The organism is Vibrio syngnathi (genome assembly GCF_002119525.1).
GTDB classification, from domain to species: Bacteria; Pseudomonadota; Gammaproteobacteria; order Enterobacterales; family Vibrionaceae; genus Vibrio; species Vibrio syngnathi.
Genome location: NZ_CP017916.1, coordinates 439010 through 458854 on the forward strand (window position 1 = coordinate 439010; position 19845 = coordinate 458854).

Sequence of the window (19845 nt, forward strand, 5' to 3'; positions counted from 1 at the left end):
TCGAAAAATATCAAACTTTTGACTGATTGTTCTTAGTGAAAGCCTTCAAGGTGTATTTTTTCGGTCATGCCGACTCAAGCTGTCCTTTGAATATTTTTGCTACCAAATCAGGGTTACACGGGAAGTACCAATGAGCATAAGAAGCGATGGTGCTGTGCTTTATCCAAACAGGATCGGTAGGTCTTCCATATTGAGAGACAGGTTGAGTGAGTACCGTTTCTTTACTGTCAGTCTTTGAATAATGGAAAGTATGACCACGCAGCATTTGACCATTAAAATCGGCTTCTAGGATCCCTAGCGCGGCTAGCTTCTTCTGCATAGTCGCTTTGGCATTTAACGCGCCAACCATATTTTCTGTTTGGCTTTCTAAATCTGTCAGAGCTTTGTTTAGGTACAGCATGCCACCACATTCAGCTAAACAAGGCTTACCTTGTTCAATATGAGCGATGATTTGCTGCTTCAACGCATTATTGAGCGCCAGCTTATCTATGTGTAATTCAGGATAACCTCCCGGTAAATACAAAGCGTCACACTCTGGTAAATCATCATGTGCCAGTGGTGAGAAGAATGATAATGTAGCGCCTAATTCAACCAGCAGATCAAGGTTGGCTTGATACAAAAAAGCAAAACTCTTGTCTCGAGCAACTGCAATAGTGTGACCTGATAAAGATGCACTTCTGACCGGAAGTGCATGTTCTGGTTTTTCAAATGCTTGTGCAGCAGGAAGTGGGATATCACCATGCGTTAACAGTAATTGAGCTGCATGGTTGAGTCGCTCTTCAATGTCATCTAACTCTTGTGCTTGTACTAAACCTAAATGACGCTCTGGCAGCGACAAATCCATGTCTTTTGGTAACCAACCACAAAACTCGGTTTCAGGTTTTAGGCTTTCTTTTAGCATTTCAGCGTGACGTTCAGAACCTACGCGGTTTGCAACTACACCAAATACATCCACGTCATCACGGAATGTCGATAAGCCATTCACAATCGCGCCAAAGGTTTGTGCCATTGCGCCAGCATCTACCACTGCCAACATCGGAAGGTTAAATTTAGCGGCAATATCAGCACTCGAGCATTTGCCATCAAACATGCCCATGACACCTTCAATTAGAATCACATCCGCTTCTAACGCTGCTTGATAAATTAAGTGTTGGCACTCCGCTTCACCACACATCCACAAATCCAATTGATAAGTAGGCGTATCTGATGCAATAGATAAAAATTGGGGGTCAATAAAATCAGGCCCGGTTTTGAATACTCGAACTTTCTTTCCTTGTTGAACCAAAGCTCTTGCTAGAGCGGCGACCACGGTTGTTTTTCCGCTTCCAGAAGAAGGTGCGCCTACCACTAGGGCAGAACAGTAAGCTGTAGACATAATTATTCCTTGAGTTGTTCGAGTGCGCGAGTGAGCGCTTGCCATTGTGATTCATTGGCGGGTAACCCGAAACGAAGTGCATCGTTTTCATCACAATGACGAGTAAAAATCCCCAACCTGGCGAGTTGATGGTGCCATGATGCCGAATCCGAAATTTCAACTCGGTGAAAGAGTATCTGTGATGTTATTTTTACCGAGCCCGCCATTTGGCCAAAGTGTTGTTGTAAGAGTTGGTTCATACGTTGAGCTTCTTCATGTAGGCGTTGGCGGTTTTCTTTTTGCCAGTGAGAATTGAGCAAGGCATGTGTGGTGACATAGCGAGTTGGGCCACTGAGTGTCCAAGGGCCAAGGTGTTGTTTAATAATTTGTAAACGTAATGATGAGGCAAAGCAAAAGCCAGCCCTAACCCCCGCTAAACCAAAAAACTTTCCGACTGAGCGCAGCACTATCAGATTATCGGGCACTCCGGTTGGAAAGCTGGGTAACACTGAAAGCTCTGGAGTACAGTCAACGAATGCTTCATCGATAATTAAAGTCGCATCTTGATGGATATGGTCTAACCAAGTTAATACTTCACTTGGTGGCACACTCAGCGCGGTTGGATTATTGGGATTGATCACTACGACCACGTCTGCCGTTTTGAGCTGTTCAATTGTCGGTTTATGTTGGTAAAAGTCGAATAAGACGGCTTGTATGTCTTGTTCTGCGTACTTCTGCCACGCATGTTGATGCTCTTTGTAGCCTGTGGCTGGTAGAAGCACTTGTACGATTTTGGATTGCGTTTGGCTAATGGCGTTAGGCAAGGCTTGAATAGCCGCCTGACTGCCCGCAACAGGCAACAAAAAATTACTTTGATAGTAGGTTTGCGCTGCTGTGATTAAGCCATCGTCGTCTTCCGGTAGTCGATTCCATACTGACGCTGGAATCTCTGGAATTGGATAATGATGAGGGCTAACCCCTGTCGATAGGTCGACCCATTGATCGATCGGCCTTTGGTAGCGCAATGAAAATTCGATCAGCTTGCCACCGTGATGCGGAAGTTCGTTTGAGGGTTGTTTAATCGTCATTAGCGTACTTAAAGTAAAGAGTTAAAATAGACAAAAGTTAAAATAAATAAAGAGCCGAAAGGGAAAGCGTCAGCATCACAGCTACCCATAGCACACTGGTTTTTCGCACTAAAGAAATCGAACGAGGAATATCGTCCAAGGTTGCAATAGTGCCTTCACCCATAGGGGGTTTCTTTACGAGCTTTCCGTGGTAATAAGTATCGCCACCTATGATGATTTTTAGTGCGCCAGCACCTGATGTCATCACGGGGCCGCCGTTTGGACTGGAGCAATGTTTAGCTTGTTCTTTCCAACATTTCAGAGCCAACTTAGTGTTGCCTAATAGGCTGTAGCTAAGTGCGGTTAAGCGAGCAGGCGCCCAACCCATCACATCATCGACTTTGGCTGCCACATAGCCAAATTCTAGCCAACGTTCATTTTTGTAGCCCCACATCGCATCAAGTGTGTTCACTAATCGGAACAGTAATGCCCCCGGAGCACCAAGCAACGCGAACCAAAATAAGGTGCCAAATATCGCGTCATTGCCATTCTCTAATACCGACTCAATCGTCGATGACGTGATCTGGCGTTGATCCATGGTTTCAGTATTACGGCTAACGATCCATCCTACTTTCTCTCTCGCCAGCTCAAGATCGCCTTCGTGAAGAGGCTGATGGATCCATTGAGCGTGTTCAAGCAAGCTACGTTGGCCTACGGCTAGATATAAGATCACAATATTAAATAACCAAAAGCCAAATGTAGTATTGCCACTTAAAAAGACATCTTGCAGCCAAAAGCTTAAAGCAAACAATGGCAGAGTAGCGATTAACCAAGCGATCAAGCCTGATAGCTTTGATCGTTTGTTCAATACCTTTTCGATCCCTTGCACCATATTGCCAAAGCCGATCAAAGGGTGAAATCGTTTAGGCTCACCCAATAAGTGATCCAGCAACAAAGCACAAATCATCATTAGCGAGATCACTAAACTGGAATAACCAAAATTTACATCAAAAAAGATCATCATATCTGCCAAATAATGCTGCTGACTGGATAGTAAAAATGAATAAACGCACAAACCAATCAGCAGCTAATGAGCGAGGTTAGTCTGCGCTCTTATTGTCTTCCAATTTTCCACTTTCAGCTACACCCTCTTCAACGACACGCGCTTTACGGCAAGCGTGTGAGAAGGTGGGATCGTAAAGTTTAGAGTCAACAAAGTCATTATCGCCTAGCACTTTACTGACGATGATCATCGCGGTGGAGCGAATATTTTCATCATGCATGATTTGCGCAATAGTACCCAATGTACCACGAAAAATACGTTGCTCAGGGTGGCTGGCTTTTTCTACCACAGCCACAGGCCAGTCTTGTGGGTAAACATCAGATAGCTCACGAACCACTTTACGAATCAATGTTGCACTAAGAAATAAACACAGTGTTGCTTCGTGCGAGGCAAGGGCGCGTAAATTCTCTTTTTCAGGTACAGGTGTTCGACCTGATGCTCGGCTAAGAATAATGGTCTGGCATTTTTCCGGTAGCGTCAGTTCTTGGCCAAGAGCCGCAGCACTCGCTTGGAAAGAAGACACACCAGGAACCACTTTCCAATCGATACCAAGTTCGTTCAAGCGACGAGTTTGTTCGGCAAGCGATGAGTAAATCGATAAATCACCCGTTTGAACGCGTGCAACATTTTGACCTTTTTCGTGAGCAGTTAGATACACGTTCGTGAGATCATCAAGATCCATGTCAGCAGAGTTGTAAACCAGCGCATCTGGACGAGCGCGATCAATCACCGCTTTGGGCACTAAACTGCCCGCGTAAACAATCACAGGACACTCTTCGACTAAACGCGCGCCTTTTACTGTGATTAAATCAGGGTCACCTGGTCCAGCGCCGATAAAAAATACCGTCATATTAGTTTACCTCTTCCGTCACTGATTCTGTTTTAGGTTCAACTTTTAATGAGTGGCCGCGCTTTTGACCTTCAAGTACTTTGCCATCTTTTAGTTGGTACTTATTGGTGTAACCACGAGGCGTCACAATCCAGTCACCGAAACGGTAGCTGTTGCTGTTACCGATAACCACTGCGGCGTTCATGCCAAACTCTACTTTGGTGAATTCTGCCAGAGTAGTCAGTGTGACTTTTTGGTCATCACGATATGCTGCATTCACAATGGCAACCGGAGTATTTGGGTCACGATGTTCCAAAAGGATCTCACGTGCGGTTTCAATATGCTGAGTGCGCTTTTTAGAGCGAGGGTTGTAGAAGGTAATCGCAAAGTCAGCCATAGCCGCCGCTTCAATACGTTTGGTAATCACTTCCCATGGCGTCAGTAGATCCGACAGTGAGATAGTACAGCTGTCATGGCCTAATGGAGCTCCCACTAACGAAGCGCAAGCATTGGCAGCCGTGATACCCGGAATAATATCCAGTTCCACCTGTGCGTTTAATTCTGCATTTTGCTCTAATAACTCAAGCACCAAAGGCGCCATCGCGTACATGCCAGAATCGCCAGAACATACTAGAACGACCTCTCGGCCCTTCGCTGCTTCTTCTACTGCGGCTTGAGCACGATCCCACTCCCGAGTCATGCCGCTTTGAATGACTTCTTGCGTGTCGATAAGCGTTCTAATGGATTCAACGTACGGCTTGTAGCCTGCAACAACGTCTGCATTTTTAACGGCTTGTTGTGCCGCAGGTGTGACTAGGTCAATTGCGCCAGGCCCTAAGCCTACCAGTGTTAATTTTGCCATGATTATTTCTCTTCCTCTGGTGCGCCTAAACGAATTAAACCTTCTTTAATTTGCTTATCGATAATCTGTAGAAGCTCTGGCATATCGAGCATGCAGAACTTGTCACCTTGAATTGGCTCTGCCACTTGAACGTCAGCGTCTTCCGCTAGCATCTCTTTAATTTCTTTAAGATCGTTGATGAAGTGATTTCCCGATACCAACAGCAGTGGTACAAGGTTTAATAGAGGCTTACCTTCGCCTGTATGTTGCTCTTTGATACGGCGAATCATTTCATCTTTCACTAACTTAAATGGCCATGCGCCTTCGAGGGAGCAAGTGAAGTTACGTTGCGATAATTTGCTTAATAGATCATCACAGTAATGAATCGACTGGTGGCCCGGGTTATCTAACATAGGCGCACCGTGGTGAACGAACACGTTGAAATGATCTTGTGGAGCAAAACGATCATGGAGGGCTGAAAGCAAGTTGGTAGTCAGTTGACTGTGATGCATGATCGCTGGCGTTTGTTCTATGCGTGCAAATGAGAACTGCTTGAAGCCATCGACAATAGATGTCATGTAGCGATGTTCATCGGTAGGGAACAAGTACACTGAAACAATCAAAATACGCTCGTAACCTTGTGTGTCTAGATCGGCGAGTACTTGAGGTAGGCTGAAACATGGCGTTTCTTTACGAGCCAATTTCTTGATCACCATTTTGGAGCTGGTGGCAATGCGCACTGGTACATCTGGGTAAGTTTTACGTATGCGTTCTGCGAGAGTTTCGTAACGTTGTTGCTCTACGACGCTACCAAAGCAGCTCAGTACGATGGCTGTGCCTTGGTTATAATGACGAAGTCGTTTCATAATTGTCGCTGTCCTTATCAAATCTATATCACAAGATAAACGGGTTATCTCATGTTGGTAATGAGGTTAAACTGAGCTTTGAAATGTCATATTCATAGCTTGCTAAGTATTTGGCCTACTATGCATCTAAAGCTAAGTGGTTCCTAAAGCTAAGTGGTTCCTAAAGCTCAGTGGCTCCTAAAGCTAAGTAGTTCTTAAAGCTAAGTGGTTCTTAAAACTAAGTAGTTCCTAAAGCTCTGTGGTGCCGTCTGCATTTTCAATTGGCGCAATGAACTTAGGGTCAAGACAAGCCTTTAATGGCTTTCTTTCTACAAGGTTTGTGAAAAAATCTTTCCAGTCTTGCTCGGTAAATTCTTCGACACCTCGAACCCAAAGCCCGTTGTTCACAGGTGTTTCATGCTCAAGTAAACGTTCGTAAATCACCATTGCAGCTCGGTTACGACAGGTGCCCGCACAGTGTGTGCGGCTTATCTTGATGCGTTGTTCACCCTCTGCAAAATCGAGCGCTTTAAGCACTTGTCTTAAATCGTGCGCTAGGTTTTTGCTGCCTTCTTTGGCGCAGCGGCCACCTTCACATAGCAATACGTGATGACGGTGGTATAGCATTGGGCGGTTTAAATCGACATGCTTAGGCTTACACTGAAAACCATCTACCACTTCATTGCCATGCAGGTTGATTTTGACGCTTTCATCTAACCAGTTTTTCCATTTCTTCTTGGCGAGTGGTTCATCGTATTCGATACGAGTACAAGACAAAGTCATGTTGAAACCGTCTTGTTTGAATTTCCACTTAGGTACCAATAGTTGATCACGCTTGCCATGCTTTAACGCAGCTGCTTCAGAAACGGATGAGACACCGGTGACTTTTTTCACGTATTCGGATGGGTTTTCGATCCCTTCTACGCCGTCGAGTTGCTCGGCTGAATAAGTGTGGAAAGGGATTTGGCTTTCTGCTGAAAGCTCTAAAATACCTTTTTCATCTGCTTTTAAAGCGATGCTGGCTAAAGCAGAAACACTGGCTTTGGCTAGGTTATATTCAGCAAGAAAAACATCGATACCTGCTTTCAATACATGCAATGGGGTATTGCGGTCGCAGCCGATTCCAAGCACGAGGGATTTTGGTCGCCAGAGTACGGTTTTGCTTTCAAAGTCAGCGTAACCTTTTGGTTGTGCTTCATCTGAAATAAGTACTACACCATCCCAATCGTCGGTACTGATCTGAGTAAGATCAGTATTGCTTAACGCTGGGTGGGTAATGATGTGTCTTGGCATGGAACGTTTGTTCTGCCACCAGTTTTGCTCACCGGCATGCTGAACCACTAGAATGCGTTTTTCGTTTACAACCGCCGCGCTGGTGGCGGTGATCGCCGGTTCGCATTGTGGATCAAGCGTCCAACCAAATGGCGATCCCAGCATATCAACCGACAAGCTGCCGGCTGCGTCTGAAGCTGTGGTGATCACAGGCGTTGCATTGAGTGCTTGTGAGACTTGTAACGCGATCCCATTTGCACCACCGCGATGACCAGATAACATTGGGATCACGAACTGGCCGTGATCATCAATGCAGATCACGCCCGGATCGGTGCGTTTATCTTCTAGTAAGGGGCCGATCATTCGGCTCACAATACCCGCGGCAAAGAAGCAGATATGATGATCATATTGCTTAAATCTAGGCGGTAGAAAGCCAGACAATGGCAACGTAAGTTCATCGGCTTCTGGGTATTCTTCTTGTCCAACAGGCGCGATAAAGACATCAGCAAACGGAAACGTTTTAGCTAAGCGTTTGGCTTGCCTTGCTCCGTGTAGCGTGATGGCATAAATAGCGATTTTCATTACGCTTTACCGCTACTAGTTTTATCGATGTCAGCTTTATCACTATCAGCTTTATCACCATCAAGAACGGCACACTTCTTTGATTCATTGGTACCACGGAGTACGCCACGACGAGCACGGACGGAAAGTTGAACCATAGAGAAGTAACGGTTTTCGTTTGGTACATCACGCAGATCAGAGTACAGCTCTTGCTTCTCTGTGGTGGCATGAGAAACGTAGGTTGCACAATCCAACATGTTCATCGACTCTAATTGAGTGATCAGCTTAGGGATAACGCGACCTGCTTTGATCAGCATGATGGTGTCAAAATCTTCCACTAATTTTTCTAAGCACTCAATGCCCCATGTTGCTGGAACAACGCAAAAACGCTCTTGGCCGTCAGCAAGTGGGATCTTGGTTTGAGAAGGAATCGCAGTCACCGAAGTTATGCCAGGAATGATCACAGGATCAAGCTCAGGAAGAAGCTCTGTCAGTTCTTCTTGGATGTATGCCCATGTGCTGTAAACCGATGGATCACCTTCGGTTGCAAATGCCACGTCTTTGCCTTGCTTTAATAGATCCACAATGGTGATTGTAGCTTTACGCCATGCTGGTACATTAATGTTTGGGTCGCGCGTCATAGGGAAGTGCAAAAAAAGGTATTCGCCTTTCATTGTCTCAGGGCTAATAGAACCCGCTGCAATTTGTTGAGCAAAAGAGTGATTACTGCCTGCGTCTTTTTCTGGAAACGCAACAACGTCAACGGTACTGAGTAGTCGGTGAGCTTTCAGTGTCAATAATTCTGGGTCTCCAGTGCCGACACCTACTGCGTACATAGTTCCTAATTTCATCTGTGCTTTCTCTAATTATGTTTTTATTTAATATGTTGAGTGGCGCTTAATTAAAAAATTAAGCGCCTATTTCTGAATAAACGGCTTGGTAAAAATAAATAAATGAATCGGATTTTCTGATTGATAACGGGTGTAGTGAGCGAGTGGTACGCCCGTTGATATCGAGATTAGTTGGACTTGTGTTGGCGCTTTGCTGTCTTTACTCCATTGATGAAGTTCACACACTGAATCGACTGTGACGGCTGAACCTATCACTACGCCACCGGGTTTTAATGCTGACCAACAGAAATCCAAAATGGTGTGCATATTGCCGCGACTTCCGCCAATAAAAATACTGTCAGGCTGAGGTAGCATGTCGAGTTGCATTGGCGCTTTATCTCGAATCAGTTGTACGTTGTCGCTACCGTGCGCTCTAAAATTCGCTTCGATAGACTCGTAACACTCTTCATTTGATTCAATGGTAAATACTTGCCCTTGGCGACACTGTTTCGCCGCTTCTATCGCAATCGAACCTGATCCCGTGCCTATGTCCCACACCACAGATTTAGGTTGAATTCGCATGCTCGCTAACGCTAAGTGACGAACGGGTTGTTTGGTGATAAGTCCACGTTTTGGCATGCGTTTCATGAAGTCATCATCGCTGGCGTATTGACCTAACTCACCCCATGCGTGTGGTTGCGTTCGGTGCAATACCATCACGTTGAGCGTAGAGAAGTCGTCGGCATTTTTTAGTGCGAGATCATCGAGTGTCCACTGGCTGATTTTTTCTTGCGTTCCACCTAAGTTCTCACACACCCAAGCCGTCCAACCTTGTTGATTAAAGTCGACTAAGTGTTTCGCAATTCGAGCCGGGTTATTTTGAACATCTGTCAGTAAGCAGTAGCTAGTGCCCCATTGCATTTGGCTTGCAAGACCTTTAATGCCATCGTAATGCTGCTTTCGACCGTGAAGTGAAATGGCTTTGGTTTCTTGCCATGCAATACCCACTCGACTACAAGCGAGCTGCATAGAACAAGGCGAGGGGATAAAGCGAATCTCATCATTGGGCAATTTTTTTAATAAGGATTCACCAATGCCAAAGAACAATGGATCGCCAGAAGCCAATACCACGACGCCGCCTTCTTCACATTCATCAATGAGCTTAGAAAACCAAGATTGATAGCCTTCTTTCATTGATAAACGCTGACCTTTAAATTGGGGAAACCAATCGAGTAGACGGTCATTTCCGGCTATGACACGTGCAGACTCAACCGCATTAACTGCGCGGCTGGTTAAACTTAAGCAGCCATCTTCAGGTACACCAACAACCGTAATGGCTGATTGAGAGCATGACTCTAAAGATGAGTGAGTACTTACATTGCTCATTTTACTGACTCGGCAAGTAGGGCGTGAATGGTTGACACCACAAGCGGGCTACCGCCTTTACGTCCTAAGCTGGCAATGTAAGGCACTGTGTTTTGTTCGGTTAATGCTTGCTTAGATTCATCCGCTTTTACGAAACCAACGGGGATGCCAATGATCAGTGCTGGTTTAGCTTCTCCTGCTTCAATCATACGCAGTAGCTCAAGGAGTGCTGTAGGCGCATTGCCCACGCCTATGATAGAACCGTCGAGTAAGCCGTTATCACGAGCGTAGCGCATGGAGTGAATGGCACGCGTTTCACCTGTCTCTTTCGCGGTAGTAATGACGTCTGGGTGACTAATGAAACACTGGGCTTTATTGCCGTAAGCGTTAAGGCGAGTTTGGTTTAAGCCTGTCACTATCATGCTGACATCAGTAATGATATTGGCACCCGATTTTAATGCAGTGATTGCCGACTCAATCGCGTCCTCACTGAATTGGTACAGTTTTGCGTATTCAAAGTCACCCGTAGTATGAATGGCACGACGAACCACATTCCATTCGCCTTGATTGAAGTTGTGACCACCATGAATCGTTTCGATTTCGTCATCAATGATAGAGAAAGAATCACTTTCAATTTGACGGCCTTGTTTGGTCATTTGACGCATATCATTAGTCATAGTGTTTTCCTTGTTCATGCTTCGTCATCAAAGTCTGTGGTTTGAATACCCACATCACTTCCTTTTGAGCAGAGATGTTCTGCTAACAGATCGCCATTAAAGTCGATCAATTTGAATTCAATGCTGACGTGATGTTTGACATACACAGCAGCGTGCTCTGCAGCTTGTTTGCAGAGCAAGGTAAGAAAGTCGTAATTAGGTGTCTCTTGGCCCGATTGGGCTTCTTTCCATGTATCGAGTACGTGGCGGCCTGTATTGGCTTGGCTAACCGCTTCGGAAAATTCACTTGACGCGCCCGATTGAGTGGCGAGATCGGCAAGCAATGAAAAGTCGATCGATTTACCGGATACGTGAGTCATCATGTGTCCTGCGACCATTTTTCCGAGTTTGCCTATCATGGCGACCACGGTAACTTTGCTCACTTGGTAGCGTTTCGCAGCGCGAAGTCCGACCCCAACAAAATCTCCAGCTTGGATAAAGCACATCGAGTCATAAGTGGGTAGCATGGCCATCGCTGACTTTTCGGTTCGAGAGCCTGTCGTGAGAACTAAGTGGTCTTGGCCATTTTGTTTCGCGATTTGTACCGATTGGCGGACTGATGCTGAAAATGCAGAAGTGGAGTAGGGCTTTACGGTCCCGCGCGTCCCTAAAATTGAAATGCCACCGATTAAGCCTAAGCGTGGGCCTATGGTTTCTTTGGCGCGTTCTTCACCGTCAGGGACACAAATTTCCACTGAGATACCGGCTGATTTCCTCTGACCATCGGTTGATTGATTCCACTCTAAGGTGATCATGTCGAGAATGTTTTTATGTGGAACGGGATTAATCGCCGCTTGACCAACAGGAAGCTCTAATCCGGGTAGCGTCACACGCGCTACGCCAACCCCCCCATCGATGTGAAAACCGGGGTCTGAATGCCAGCGGGCAATACTCTGAATATGGGCTTCGTGGGTGCAGTCGGGATCGTCTCCTGCATCTTTAACAATGCTGGCGGTCACCGCATCGTTGGATGTTTGGATAAACGCGACCTTAAACGTAGCGGGCTCACCATTCGGTAAAGTGATGGAGATATAGTCAGGCTGCTGTCCGGTTAACAGTGTTTGAACTGCCGCTCTGCTTGCTGCAGCTGCGCACGCACCTGTGGTAAACCCACTGCGGAGATCGGACTTATTTTTGGATCGTTTAACTTTTGTGACCACAGTATTCTTCATCTACGTTTGAGGTATTGACGAATACAGAGCGTTCCCTTGTTAGACAAGGTATGGATAGGTGTTGAGTTTTCCCGCTCGATATTCATGTATGCCCAGGTATTCTGACTTACGATGTTGAGGTTCTCATTGCGCTTTACTCCTTCCCAAGTCGTGTGACTCAGTGGTTTGTAAAGGGCTCATCGCTTACAGCTGCGGGTACAGTCCAGGAGTTACACCTGATTCCCTGATGTTGACGTTATATTTCGATATCTATTCTGAGGATTTCTCCGTTATTAGGTGTTTCTATGATTTGCTTTGGTGTCCCTAAACTGGCTAATGTTTTTATCCAGTCGCCATGTCCGAGCAGCAAAATAGGGTTCTCATTGTTGTGGTGACGAGAAATTCGTTGGATCCACTGAATAGCCATTGTTCTTCGTTGCTGTTCTGAATCGAACTCACTGAGCTCCATTTGAGAAATGACGGGCACTTTCAGGTAGCGTGCGATCGTTTTCGCGCTCGAAATAGCACGGCCTAATTGACTGGTGTAAATAGCATTGAGGGTCAATGACTTTTGAGTCGCGAGATAACGACCGACGTTATGCATCTGTCGTTTGCCTTCCATTGTCAGAGGGCTATCCAATTGATTCTGCATTTTGCCAATTCGGTTCCATTCGGTTTCGCCATGACGAATCGCAATGATGGTGAAGCGTTCAGCTTTCATTACTTTTCTCCATCAAAATGGAAACAATGAATAGTGCTCCAAACGCGGTGGTGACAACACCAAGAGGCAGTTCTTGAGGTGCAACCAAAGTTCTTGCCAAAATATCACTTAATAGCATAAGCAAAGCCCCAATCAGCCCTGAAGTGATGAGTAACTTTTTGTGTAGTGGGCCGATGATTTTTTTCGCGATATGAGGAACCATCAAGCCAATAAATCCGACGACACCGATGATAGAAACAAAACATGCAGTCGCAAAAGCGCAGACAATAAAGACACCAGTTTGCAAGCGTTTTGTATCGACTCCCATCGTTTGTGCTACGTCGTCTCCCGCAAGTAAACAATCTAATTGACGATGTTTTAAGATACTGAGGGCTATCAAGGCGAGAAGTCCAGCAAGCACAATTAACACATTGTCCCAGCGCGCATTCCCTAGGCCTCCTAACGACCAAAATAGAATCGAATGGGCAGCACGTTGGTCACCGTGGAAGACCAAGAAATTGGTTAAGGCTGTAAATAAGAATGAGATAGCCAGCCCAGCTAAAACAATTTGAGAAGACGCTTGCCCATTTACTTTTCTGACTAGAAATAGCACAGCCGAAGCCGAGATTATTCCGCCGATGAAAGCGGCGAGTGGAAGTGTCCAAATACCGATAGCGCTGCCGATGACTGTAATCACAAACACAGCTCCAGTCGCTGCACCAGATGACAATCCAAAAATGAAGGGGTCGGCAAGGTCGTTTTTTGTGACGGTTTGTAATAACGCCCCCACAATACCCAATCCAGCACCGCAAATAATCGCGATGATTGTTCTTGGCAAGCGTAAATGCAGTACCACTTGATCTATCGGAGAGTCGATCTGTTGACTCATCGCAGCTGAAAAAATCGTAGCGACTTGTGTAAAAGATAGATTAACGCTGCCTAAACTCAGAGAAAGCATCGCTAAGAGGGCAAAAACAGAACTGAATACGCAGGTGTTCAGTACGGTTCGGTTTAGGTTAGTACTAAGACTTGTCATGGATTTCTTGGATGCGCTGTGCCAGTTTTTCAATTGCAGCTATGTTTGCTGGCCCAGGAGTAATTTCCTCATAACGTAGAGGAAGGTATTGGGTCGTCTTTACCGCTGTGGTCAGTTTCATCGCTGGGTGTTGTTCCAAAAAGGCTTGCATGCCTTTAGCGCCTGTCCCATTTTGATAATCGAGAAGAATAATGACATCAGGGTTATGCATCGCAACTGACTCCCATGATGTGGTTCCCCAGCTGATATCCAGATCTTTCATTACATTGTCGCCACCTGCCGCTTTTATCATGGCGCTCACTGTCGCGTATTTCCCGGCAGTGAATGGTTTATCTTCCCCTGAATCATACAAAAAGACTTTAAGCGGAGTTTGATTCTTGGTTTGCTGTTGAATCTGTACTAATTGCTCTTTCCACGTGGAAATCAGTGTTTGAGCTCTGTCTTGATGACCAAATAAAGTCGCAAGGCGTGTCACGTCATCGAACATCTGTTCCATGCTAGCTGGTTGCTTATCTTTACGGATGTGGCTGCAACTCTCATTCAGAATTAAAGTGTTAATGCCAAACTCTTTCAGTGAATCAGGCGTGACTGAGCCGCCCAGACGCATACCATAATTCCATCCTGCGAAGAAAACATCAGGGTTTGCATTAACTAACACCTCCAAAGACGGATATTTCGGTGCGAGCTCTGGAATGTTGCCCTGAAGGCGATTAAATTCAGGGGTCGTTTTGTAGTACCCGCTAATACCGGTCACTCCGATCATATTCTCTTCAAGCCCGAGAGAAAATGCCATCTCAGACATATTGATATCGTGAGTGATTAAGGTTTTAGGCGACGTATCTAACGTAAGTGTCGAGTCGCAGTTTTCTACCGTGATTTGAGCTTGTGCGGACATGGAAAGTAAGAAAGTAAAAGTTAAAGCTGATGCTGATAATTTATTCATGAAAGATCCTGTCCTTGGTCGAGTTCAATGTCGAAAAACTTACTTGTTTTCTGTGTGCGCTTATTGGTTGTGCTGATTAAATCTACTTCAAAAATCGGCTGAAGCTGTTTGTGGGTCAGTAGCTCTTCTACTTTTCCTTTCGCGACCAGTTCACCGTGTTCCAAAATCACAATGTGCGTCGCGAATTTGGCAGCAAGGGAAATATCATGCAGTGAGCAAATCAGTGTTTTACCCAGTTCTTTCAATAGCGATAAGACTTCCCCTTGAGCGCATGGGTCTAAGTGGTTTAGAGGCTCATCCAATACCAGGAACTCGGCGTTCTGACATAAAGATCGTGCAATATGCGCTCGCTGCTTCTGGCCTCCTGAAAGCTGTCCCATTCTTCGTTCGAGGAAAGTATCAATCTTTAGTGCTTTACTGATTTGGTCAACTGAAAAGCTAGAAGTGGCTTGATGAGAAGCGGTAAGTTGAATGTACTCTCTTAGAGCTAAACGGCTATCCACTTGACTGTGCTGTGGAAGGTAACTGATTTGTTTTGCTCTTTGCTGGCAAGTTAGTTTACTTAGTGGCAATTGGTTTATTACGACTTCGCCTTTGAAGGGAAGCAAATTAACCAGCGCCTTTAATAGCGTGGTTTTTCCAGAACCATTGCGTCCAATGACTACCCAGCGCTCACCTTGACTAATTTTCAGATCGAGTGGGTGTAGTCGTTGAGTGTTTTGTTGTTGAACAGAAAGTCTGTGGCAATAAAACATGAGTTACTGAGAATGGTTTGTTTTTAACAAGTGCCATTACATTAAAATTTAAACGTTTACGTAACATTGATCTCAGCACGTAAAATCCCCACAATTATTAAAATAAACTATTAGTTAACGCTTGTATTACTTGAAAGGGTTAGGATTGATTAGTGAAAGAATAGAAGAATAGAAGAATAGAAGAATAGAAGAATAGAAGAATAGAAGAATAGAAGAATAGAAGAATAGAAGAATAGAAGAATAGAAGAATAGAAGAATAGAAGAATAGAAAGCAAAAAGCCTCTGAGAGCAGAGGCTTTTAAAATTACGTTGTAGCTAGGCGTGTTGCGTAATGCTTACAGGCCTGCGAAGTCCGCTAGGATTGCTGCTTTATCAGTAGCTTCCCAAGGGAACTCTTCGCGACCGAAGTGGCCGTATGCAGCTGTCTGCTTGTAGATAGGCTGAAGCAGGTTCAGCATCTCTTGAAGACCGTATGGACGTAGGTCGAAGTTTTGACGAACCGCTTCAATGATGATTTCGTGAGCTACTTTCTCAGTACCGAACGTTTCAACCATGATAGAGGTTGGATCTGCAACACCAATAGCGTAAGACAGTTGAATCTCACAACGGTCAGCCATGCCAGCAGCAACGATGTTTTTCGCTACATAACGCGCTGCGTAAGCTGCAGAACGGTCAACTTTTGATGGATCTTTACCAGAGAATGCACCGCCACCGTGACGAGCTGCGCCGCCGTAGGTATCAACGATGATCTTACGACCTGTTAGACCACAGTCACCCATTGGACCACCGATTACGAAACGGCCTGTTGGGTTGATGAAGAAGTTAGTGTCTTTGTTGATCCACTCAGCAGGAAGTACTGGCTTGATGATCTCTTCCATTACCGCTTCACGTAGGTCAGGTGTTGTTACTGAATCACAGTGTTGAGTTGAAAGAACAACAGCGTCGATACCAACGATCTTACCTTGGTCGTATTGGAAGGTTACTTGAGATTTCGCATCTGGGCGAAGGAAGTCAAGCTTGCCGCTCTTACGGACTTCAGCTTGCTTCTTAACAAGCAGGTGAGAGTAAGTAATTGGAGCTGGCATTAGGATTGGCGTTTCGTTAGTTGCGTAACCAAACATGATGCCTTGGTCGCCCGCACCTTGATCTTTAGGATCCGCTTTATCAACACCTTGGTTGATGTCTGGAGACTGCTTACCAATGGTATTTAGTACAGCACAAGAGTCAGCGTCAAAGCCCATATCAGAATGAACGTAACCAATTTCACGTACTGTTTCACGAGTGATTTCTTCGATATCAACCCATGCTGACGTAGTTACTTCACCACCAACCATAACCATGCCGGTTTTTACGTAAGTCTCACAAGCAACACGTGCTTTTGGATCTTGTTCAATGATGGCATCAAGAACAGCATCTGAGATTTGGTCTGCAATTTTATCTGGATGGCCTTCTGATACAGATTCAGAAGTGAATAGGTGCTTAGCCATGAGAGCTCCACTTTTAGTTTAGTTTTTAGTTGCAAATAGTTAAATGCAAATAATTTATGCCGTCGCAATCAAGGAAGCGCCGCCATTAAATACAGTATATTTTGTAGGTGTTTCTACATCTAGACGGCTATTTTAAATTCCAACGGTCGAATTACAAGCTCTTTTTTATGATATGTCATAACCAAACGTTTGCGTGTTGGTTGTGGAAAGCCATGTTAAGTGATGTAAATGATCGAAAATTGCGGAAAATGACCGTTAAAGTGCCAGTAAAACGTTTGCAGTCGCTATAGTCGTTTGAGAGAATACCCGCGCTAATAAAAATGAAAACTTTAGCATCCATCTCTTTTTTAAATCGCTTATGTAACCAGGAGCAGACATGCCTTCTCGTAAAGATCTAGCCAATGCAATCCGCGCACTTAGCATGGACGGTGTTCAACAAGCAAATTCAGGCCACCCTGGCGCACCTATGGGTATGGCTGACATCGCTGAAGTTCTTTGGCGTGGCCACTTGAACCACAACCCAGCAAACCCAGAGTGGGCTGATCGTGACCGTTTTATCCTGTCTAACGGCCATGGTTCTATGCTGATTTACTCTCTGCTTCATTTAGCAGGTTACGAGCTTTCAATTGAAGATCTAAAAAACTTCCGTCAACTGCACTCTAAGACTCCAGGTCACCCAGAGTACGGTTACGCTCCTGGTATCGAGACAACAACTGGTCCTCTGGGCCAAGGCATCACCAACGCTGTTGGTATGGCAATGGCTGAGAAAGCATTGGCTGCACAGTTCAACAAAGAAGGCCACGACATCGTAGACCACTTCACTTATGCATTCATGGGTGATGGTTGTCTGATGGAAGGTATCTCTCACGAAGCATGTTCTCTAGCGGGTACGCTAGGTCTTGGTAAGCTAGTCGCTTTCTGGGATGACAACGGCATCTCTATCGATGGTGAAGTTGAAGGTTGGTTCTCTGACGATACACCTAAGCGTTTTGAAGCATACGGCTGGCACGTAATCCCTGCAGTAGATGGTCACGATGCTGACGCTATCAATGCAGCGATTGAAGCGGCTAAAGCTGACCCTCGTCCAACGCTTATCTGTACTAAAACTATCATCGGTTTTGGTTCGCCAAACAAAGCGGGTACGCATGATTGTCACGGTGCTCCACTAGGCGCTGATGAAATCACAGCAACTAAAGCAGCATTGGGTTGGGAACACGGCCCGTTCGAAATCCCAGCGGATATCGCAGCTGAGTGGAACGCGAAAGAAGCAGGCGCAGCGAAAGAAGCAGCGTGGAACGCTAAGTTTGACGCATACGCCGCGGCTTACCCTGAGCTAGCAGCAGAATTCAAACGTCGTACTAACGGCGAACTACCAGCTGAGTGGGAAGAGAAAGCAAACGCAATCATTGCTGATCTTCAAGCTAACCCAGCAAACATCGCTTCACGTAAAGCATCTCAAAACGCACTAGAAGCGTTTGGTCAAATGCTTCCAGAATTCATGGGCGGCTCTGCTGACCTTGCGCCTTCTAACCTGACTATGTGGTCTGGTTCTAAGTCTCTTGAAGCAACTGACTTCTCTGGTAACTACATCCACTACGGTGTACGTGAATTCGGTATGACGGCTATCATGAACGGTATCGCTCTGCACGGTGGTTTTGTACCGTATGGTGCAACGTTCCTAATGTTCATGGAATACGCGCGTAACGCAATGCGTATGGCTGCTCTGATGAAAGTTCAGAACATCCAAGTTTACACGCACGATTCTATCGGCCTAGGCGAAGATGGCCCTACTCACCAACCGGTTGAGCAGATCGCGTCTCTACGTCTGACTCCAAACATGAGCACATGGCGTCCATGTGACCAAGTTGAATCTGCAGTGGCTTGGAAACTGGCTATTGAGCGTAAAGATGGTCCTTCATCTCTAATCTTCTCTCGTCAAAACCTTGCACAACAAGATCGTAATGTTGAGCAAGTTGCAAACATCGCTAAGGGTGGTTACATCCTGAAAGATTGTGAAGGCAAGCCAGAGCTAATCATCATTGCAACTGGTTCTGAAGTTGAGCTTGCTGTTGAAGCTGCAGCACAACTAACCGCTGAAGGTAAAGCGGTACGCGTAGTATCTATGCCTGCAACTGACGCATTCGATAAGCAAGACGCTGAATACCGTGAGTCTGTACTTCCATCTGACGTTACTGCTCGTATCGCTGTTGAAGCTGGCATTGCTGACTTCTGGTACAAGTACGTTGGTTTCGGTGGCAAGATCATCGGTATGACAACGTTCGGCGAATCTGCACCAGCAGGCGAGCTATTCAAAATGTTCGGTTTCACTACTGAGAACGTAGTAAAGACAGCTAAAGAATTATTAGCGTAAAGTCCGCTTATAAATAAGAGAAAACGGAGCCAAGTGGCTCCGTTTTTTTATGCGTGCAATATTGAACCTAATGCTGATACAAATGAACTTATTCGAATTCATTTCCCCAGCTATCCACTTCTTGAGTGCCACATACTTTACATTTCACATAACGATCCATGTCGTAGTAATGCCCACCATTCACTATCGAATGAACAAATAATTTAATACGACCAAGCACTGAATGATCAATATCATAACTACTGTCTTTTCGAACGAGAACTTCACTATGTGGTGTCTCTTTATTGCACTTCTTACACAAATGAGTCGCTGGGTATCCAGACATAACCTTTCCTTTGGTTGAATAAACGAGGAAAAACAAACAGCCGCAGATTCAGGTTTCTCATTAGATTTTATTTGTATATTAAATGTTATTCATCTGCCTAGTACTGATGCTTAATTTGGCGAGAGTAGTCACTGTATCTAATGTACAAATGAATCGGATTTTTGCATATATAGAGAAATGTGTGAGGGGATGTACTAACGTCACGTAATGACAAAGTGTGCTTTATTTGTAACTGACAGCTTACATTGTGGAGTTTGAACGCATTTCATCACTCATGTTCTTGAAATGAATGAGGAAGTGAGCGAATGTATCCATAATCATTTAGTGGCATAGG

18 protein-coding genes and 1 riboswitch are annotated in these 19845 nt (G+C 45.2%); of the genes, 1 reads left to right on the top strand and 17 read right to left on the bottom strand.

Annotated features, from left to right (window positions below):
- Positions 1 to 64 precede the first annotated feature (64 nt).
- The 16 genes from K08M4_RS02210 to metK all read right to left on the bottom strand — a co-directional run bounded on the left by K08M4_RS02210 (position 65) and on the right by metK (position 16815).
- The gene (locus K08M4_RS02210) at positions 65 to 1375 is read right to left on the bottom strand and encodes a cobyrinic acid a,c-diamide synthase CobB (RefSeq protein WP_086048708.1); all 1311 of its coding nucleotides are present in this window, start codon (positions 1373 to 1375) and stop codon (positions 65 to 67) included.
- A 2-nt stretch (positions 1376 to 1377) separates the two neighbouring features.
- Entirely contained in the window at positions 1378 to 2442 is a 1065-nt protein-coding gene (locus tag K08M4_RS02215) for a threonine-phosphate decarboxylase (protein WP_086048709.1), read from the bottom strand.
- A gap of 37 nt (positions 2443 to 2479) precedes the next feature.
- Positions 2480 to 3445, bottom strand: coding sequence for an adenosylcobinamide-phosphate synthase CbiB (gene cbiB, locus K08M4_RS02220; protein WP_086048710.1), 966 nt, complete (start codon positions 3443 to 3445; stop codon positions 2480 to 2482).
- 76 nt (positions 3446 to 3521) lie between these two features.
- The gene (gene cobM, locus K08M4_RS02225; RefSeq protein ID WP_086048711.1) at positions 3522 to 4334 is read right to left on the bottom strand and encodes a precorrin-4 C(11)-methyltransferase; all 813 of its coding nucleotides are present in this window, start codon (positions 4332 to 4334) and stop codon (positions 3522 to 3524) included.
- 1 nt (position 4335) lies between these two features.
- Positions 4336 to 5175 (bottom strand): precorrin-3B C(17)-methyltransferase, encoded by an 840-nt coding sequence (gene cobJ / locus K08M4_RS02230; protein ID WP_086048712.1) that lies wholly within the window; start codon positions 5173 to 5175, stop codon positions 4336 to 4338.
- A gap of 2 nt (positions 5176 to 5177) precedes the next feature.
- The gene (locus tag K08M4_RS02235; RefSeq protein ID WP_086048713.1) at positions 5178 to 6020 is read right to left on the bottom strand and encodes a sirohydrochlorin cobaltochelatase; all 843 of its coding nucleotides are present in this window, start codon (positions 6018 to 6020) and stop codon (positions 5178 to 5180) included.
- A gap of 228 nt (positions 6021 to 6248) precedes the next feature.
- On the bottom strand, positions 6249 to 7853 hold the full coding sequence (locus tag K08M4_RS02240) for a cobalamin biosynthesis protein (RefSeq protein ID WP_086048714.1): 1605 nt from the start codon (positions 7851 to 7853) through the stop codon (positions 6249 to 6251).
- Positions 7853 to 8683, bottom strand: coding sequence for a precorrin-2 C(20)-methyltransferase (gene cobI / locus K08M4_RS02245; protein WP_086048715.1), 831 nt, complete (start codon positions 8681 to 8683; stop codon positions 7853 to 7855). Before cobI ends, K08M4_RS02240 begins: the two co-directional genes overlap by 1 nt.
- A gap of 66 nt (positions 8684 to 8749) precedes the next feature.
- Positions 8750 to 10048: a precorrin-6y C5,15-methyltransferase (decarboxylating) subunit CbiE gene (gene cbiE / locus K08M4_RS02250; protein ID WP_086048716.1), complete on the bottom strand. Its 1299-nt coding sequence runs from the start codon at positions 10046 to 10048 to the stop codon at positions 8750 to 8752.
- Positions 10045 to 10704, bottom strand: coding sequence for a precorrin-8X methylmutase (locus K08M4_RS02255; RefSeq protein WP_086048717.1), 660 nt, complete (start codon positions 10702 to 10704; stop codon positions 10045 to 10047). The genes cbiE and K08M4_RS02255 overlap by 4 nt, the downstream gene beginning before the upstream one ends.
- A gap of 14 nt (positions 10705 to 10718) precedes the next feature.
- Complete coding sequence (locus K08M4_RS02260) at positions 10719 to 11903, bottom strand: cobalt-precorrin-5B (C(1))-methyltransferase (RefSeq protein WP_232460213.1); 1185 nt, start codon at positions 11901 to 11903, stop codon at positions 10719 to 10721.
- A 106-nt stretch (positions 11904 to 12009) separates the two neighbouring features.
- Positions 12010 to 12140: riboswitch (cobalamin riboswitch) on the bottom strand.
- Between the two features lie 10 nt (positions 12141 to 12150).
- Positions 12151 to 12615: a phosphoglycerate mutase family protein gene (locus tag K08M4_RS21920; RefSeq protein WP_157665728.1), complete on the bottom strand. Its 465-nt coding sequence runs from the start codon at positions 12613 to 12615 to the stop codon at positions 12151 to 12153.
- Positions 12605 to 13630 carry a FecCD family ABC transporter permease gene (locus K08M4_RS02270; RefSeq protein ID WP_232460214.1) on the bottom strand — a complete coding sequence of 342 codons (1026 nt, stop codon included), beginning with the start codon at positions 13628 to 13630 and terminating at the stop codon, positions 12605 to 12607. Before K08M4_RS02270 ends, K08M4_RS21920 begins: the two co-directional genes overlap by 11 nt.
- Positions 13617 to 14573, bottom strand: coding sequence for an ABC transporter substrate-binding protein (locus K08M4_RS02275; protein WP_086048720.1), 957 nt, complete (start codon positions 14571 to 14573; stop codon positions 13617 to 13619). The genes K08M4_RS02270 and K08M4_RS02275 overlap by 14 nt, the downstream gene beginning before the upstream one ends.
- The gene (locus K08M4_RS02280; RefSeq protein WP_086048721.1) at positions 14570 to 15328 is read right to left on the bottom strand and encodes an ABC transporter ATP-binding protein; all 759 of its coding nucleotides are present in this window, start codon (positions 15326 to 15328) and stop codon (positions 14570 to 14572) included. Before K08M4_RS02280 ends, K08M4_RS02275 begins: the two co-directional genes overlap by 4 nt.
- 335 nt (positions 15329 to 15663) lie before the next feature.
- Complete coding sequence (metK, locus tag K08M4_RS02285; protein ID WP_009847676.1) at positions 15664 to 16815, bottom strand: methionine adenosyltransferase; 1152 nt, start codon at positions 16813 to 16815, stop codon at positions 15664 to 15666.
- Between the two features lie 376 nt (positions 16816 to 17191).
- On the opposite strand from metK, the gene tkt reads away from it, so the two are divergent.
- Positions 17192 to 19186, top strand: coding sequence for a transketolase (gene tkt / locus K08M4_RS02290; RefSeq protein WP_086048722.1), 1995 nt, complete (start codon positions 17192 to 17194; stop codon positions 19184 to 19186).
- Between the two features lie 88 nt (positions 19187 to 19274).
- Here tkt and K08M4_RS02295 read toward each other — a convergent pair whose 3' ends face one another.
- Positions 19275 to 19511 carry a hypothetical protein gene (locus tag K08M4_RS02295; protein ID WP_086048723.1) on the bottom strand — a complete coding sequence of 79 codons (237 nt, stop codon included), beginning with the start codon at positions 19509 to 19511 and terminating at the stop codon, positions 19275 to 19277.
- Positions 19512 to 19845: the final 334 nt, after the last annotated feature.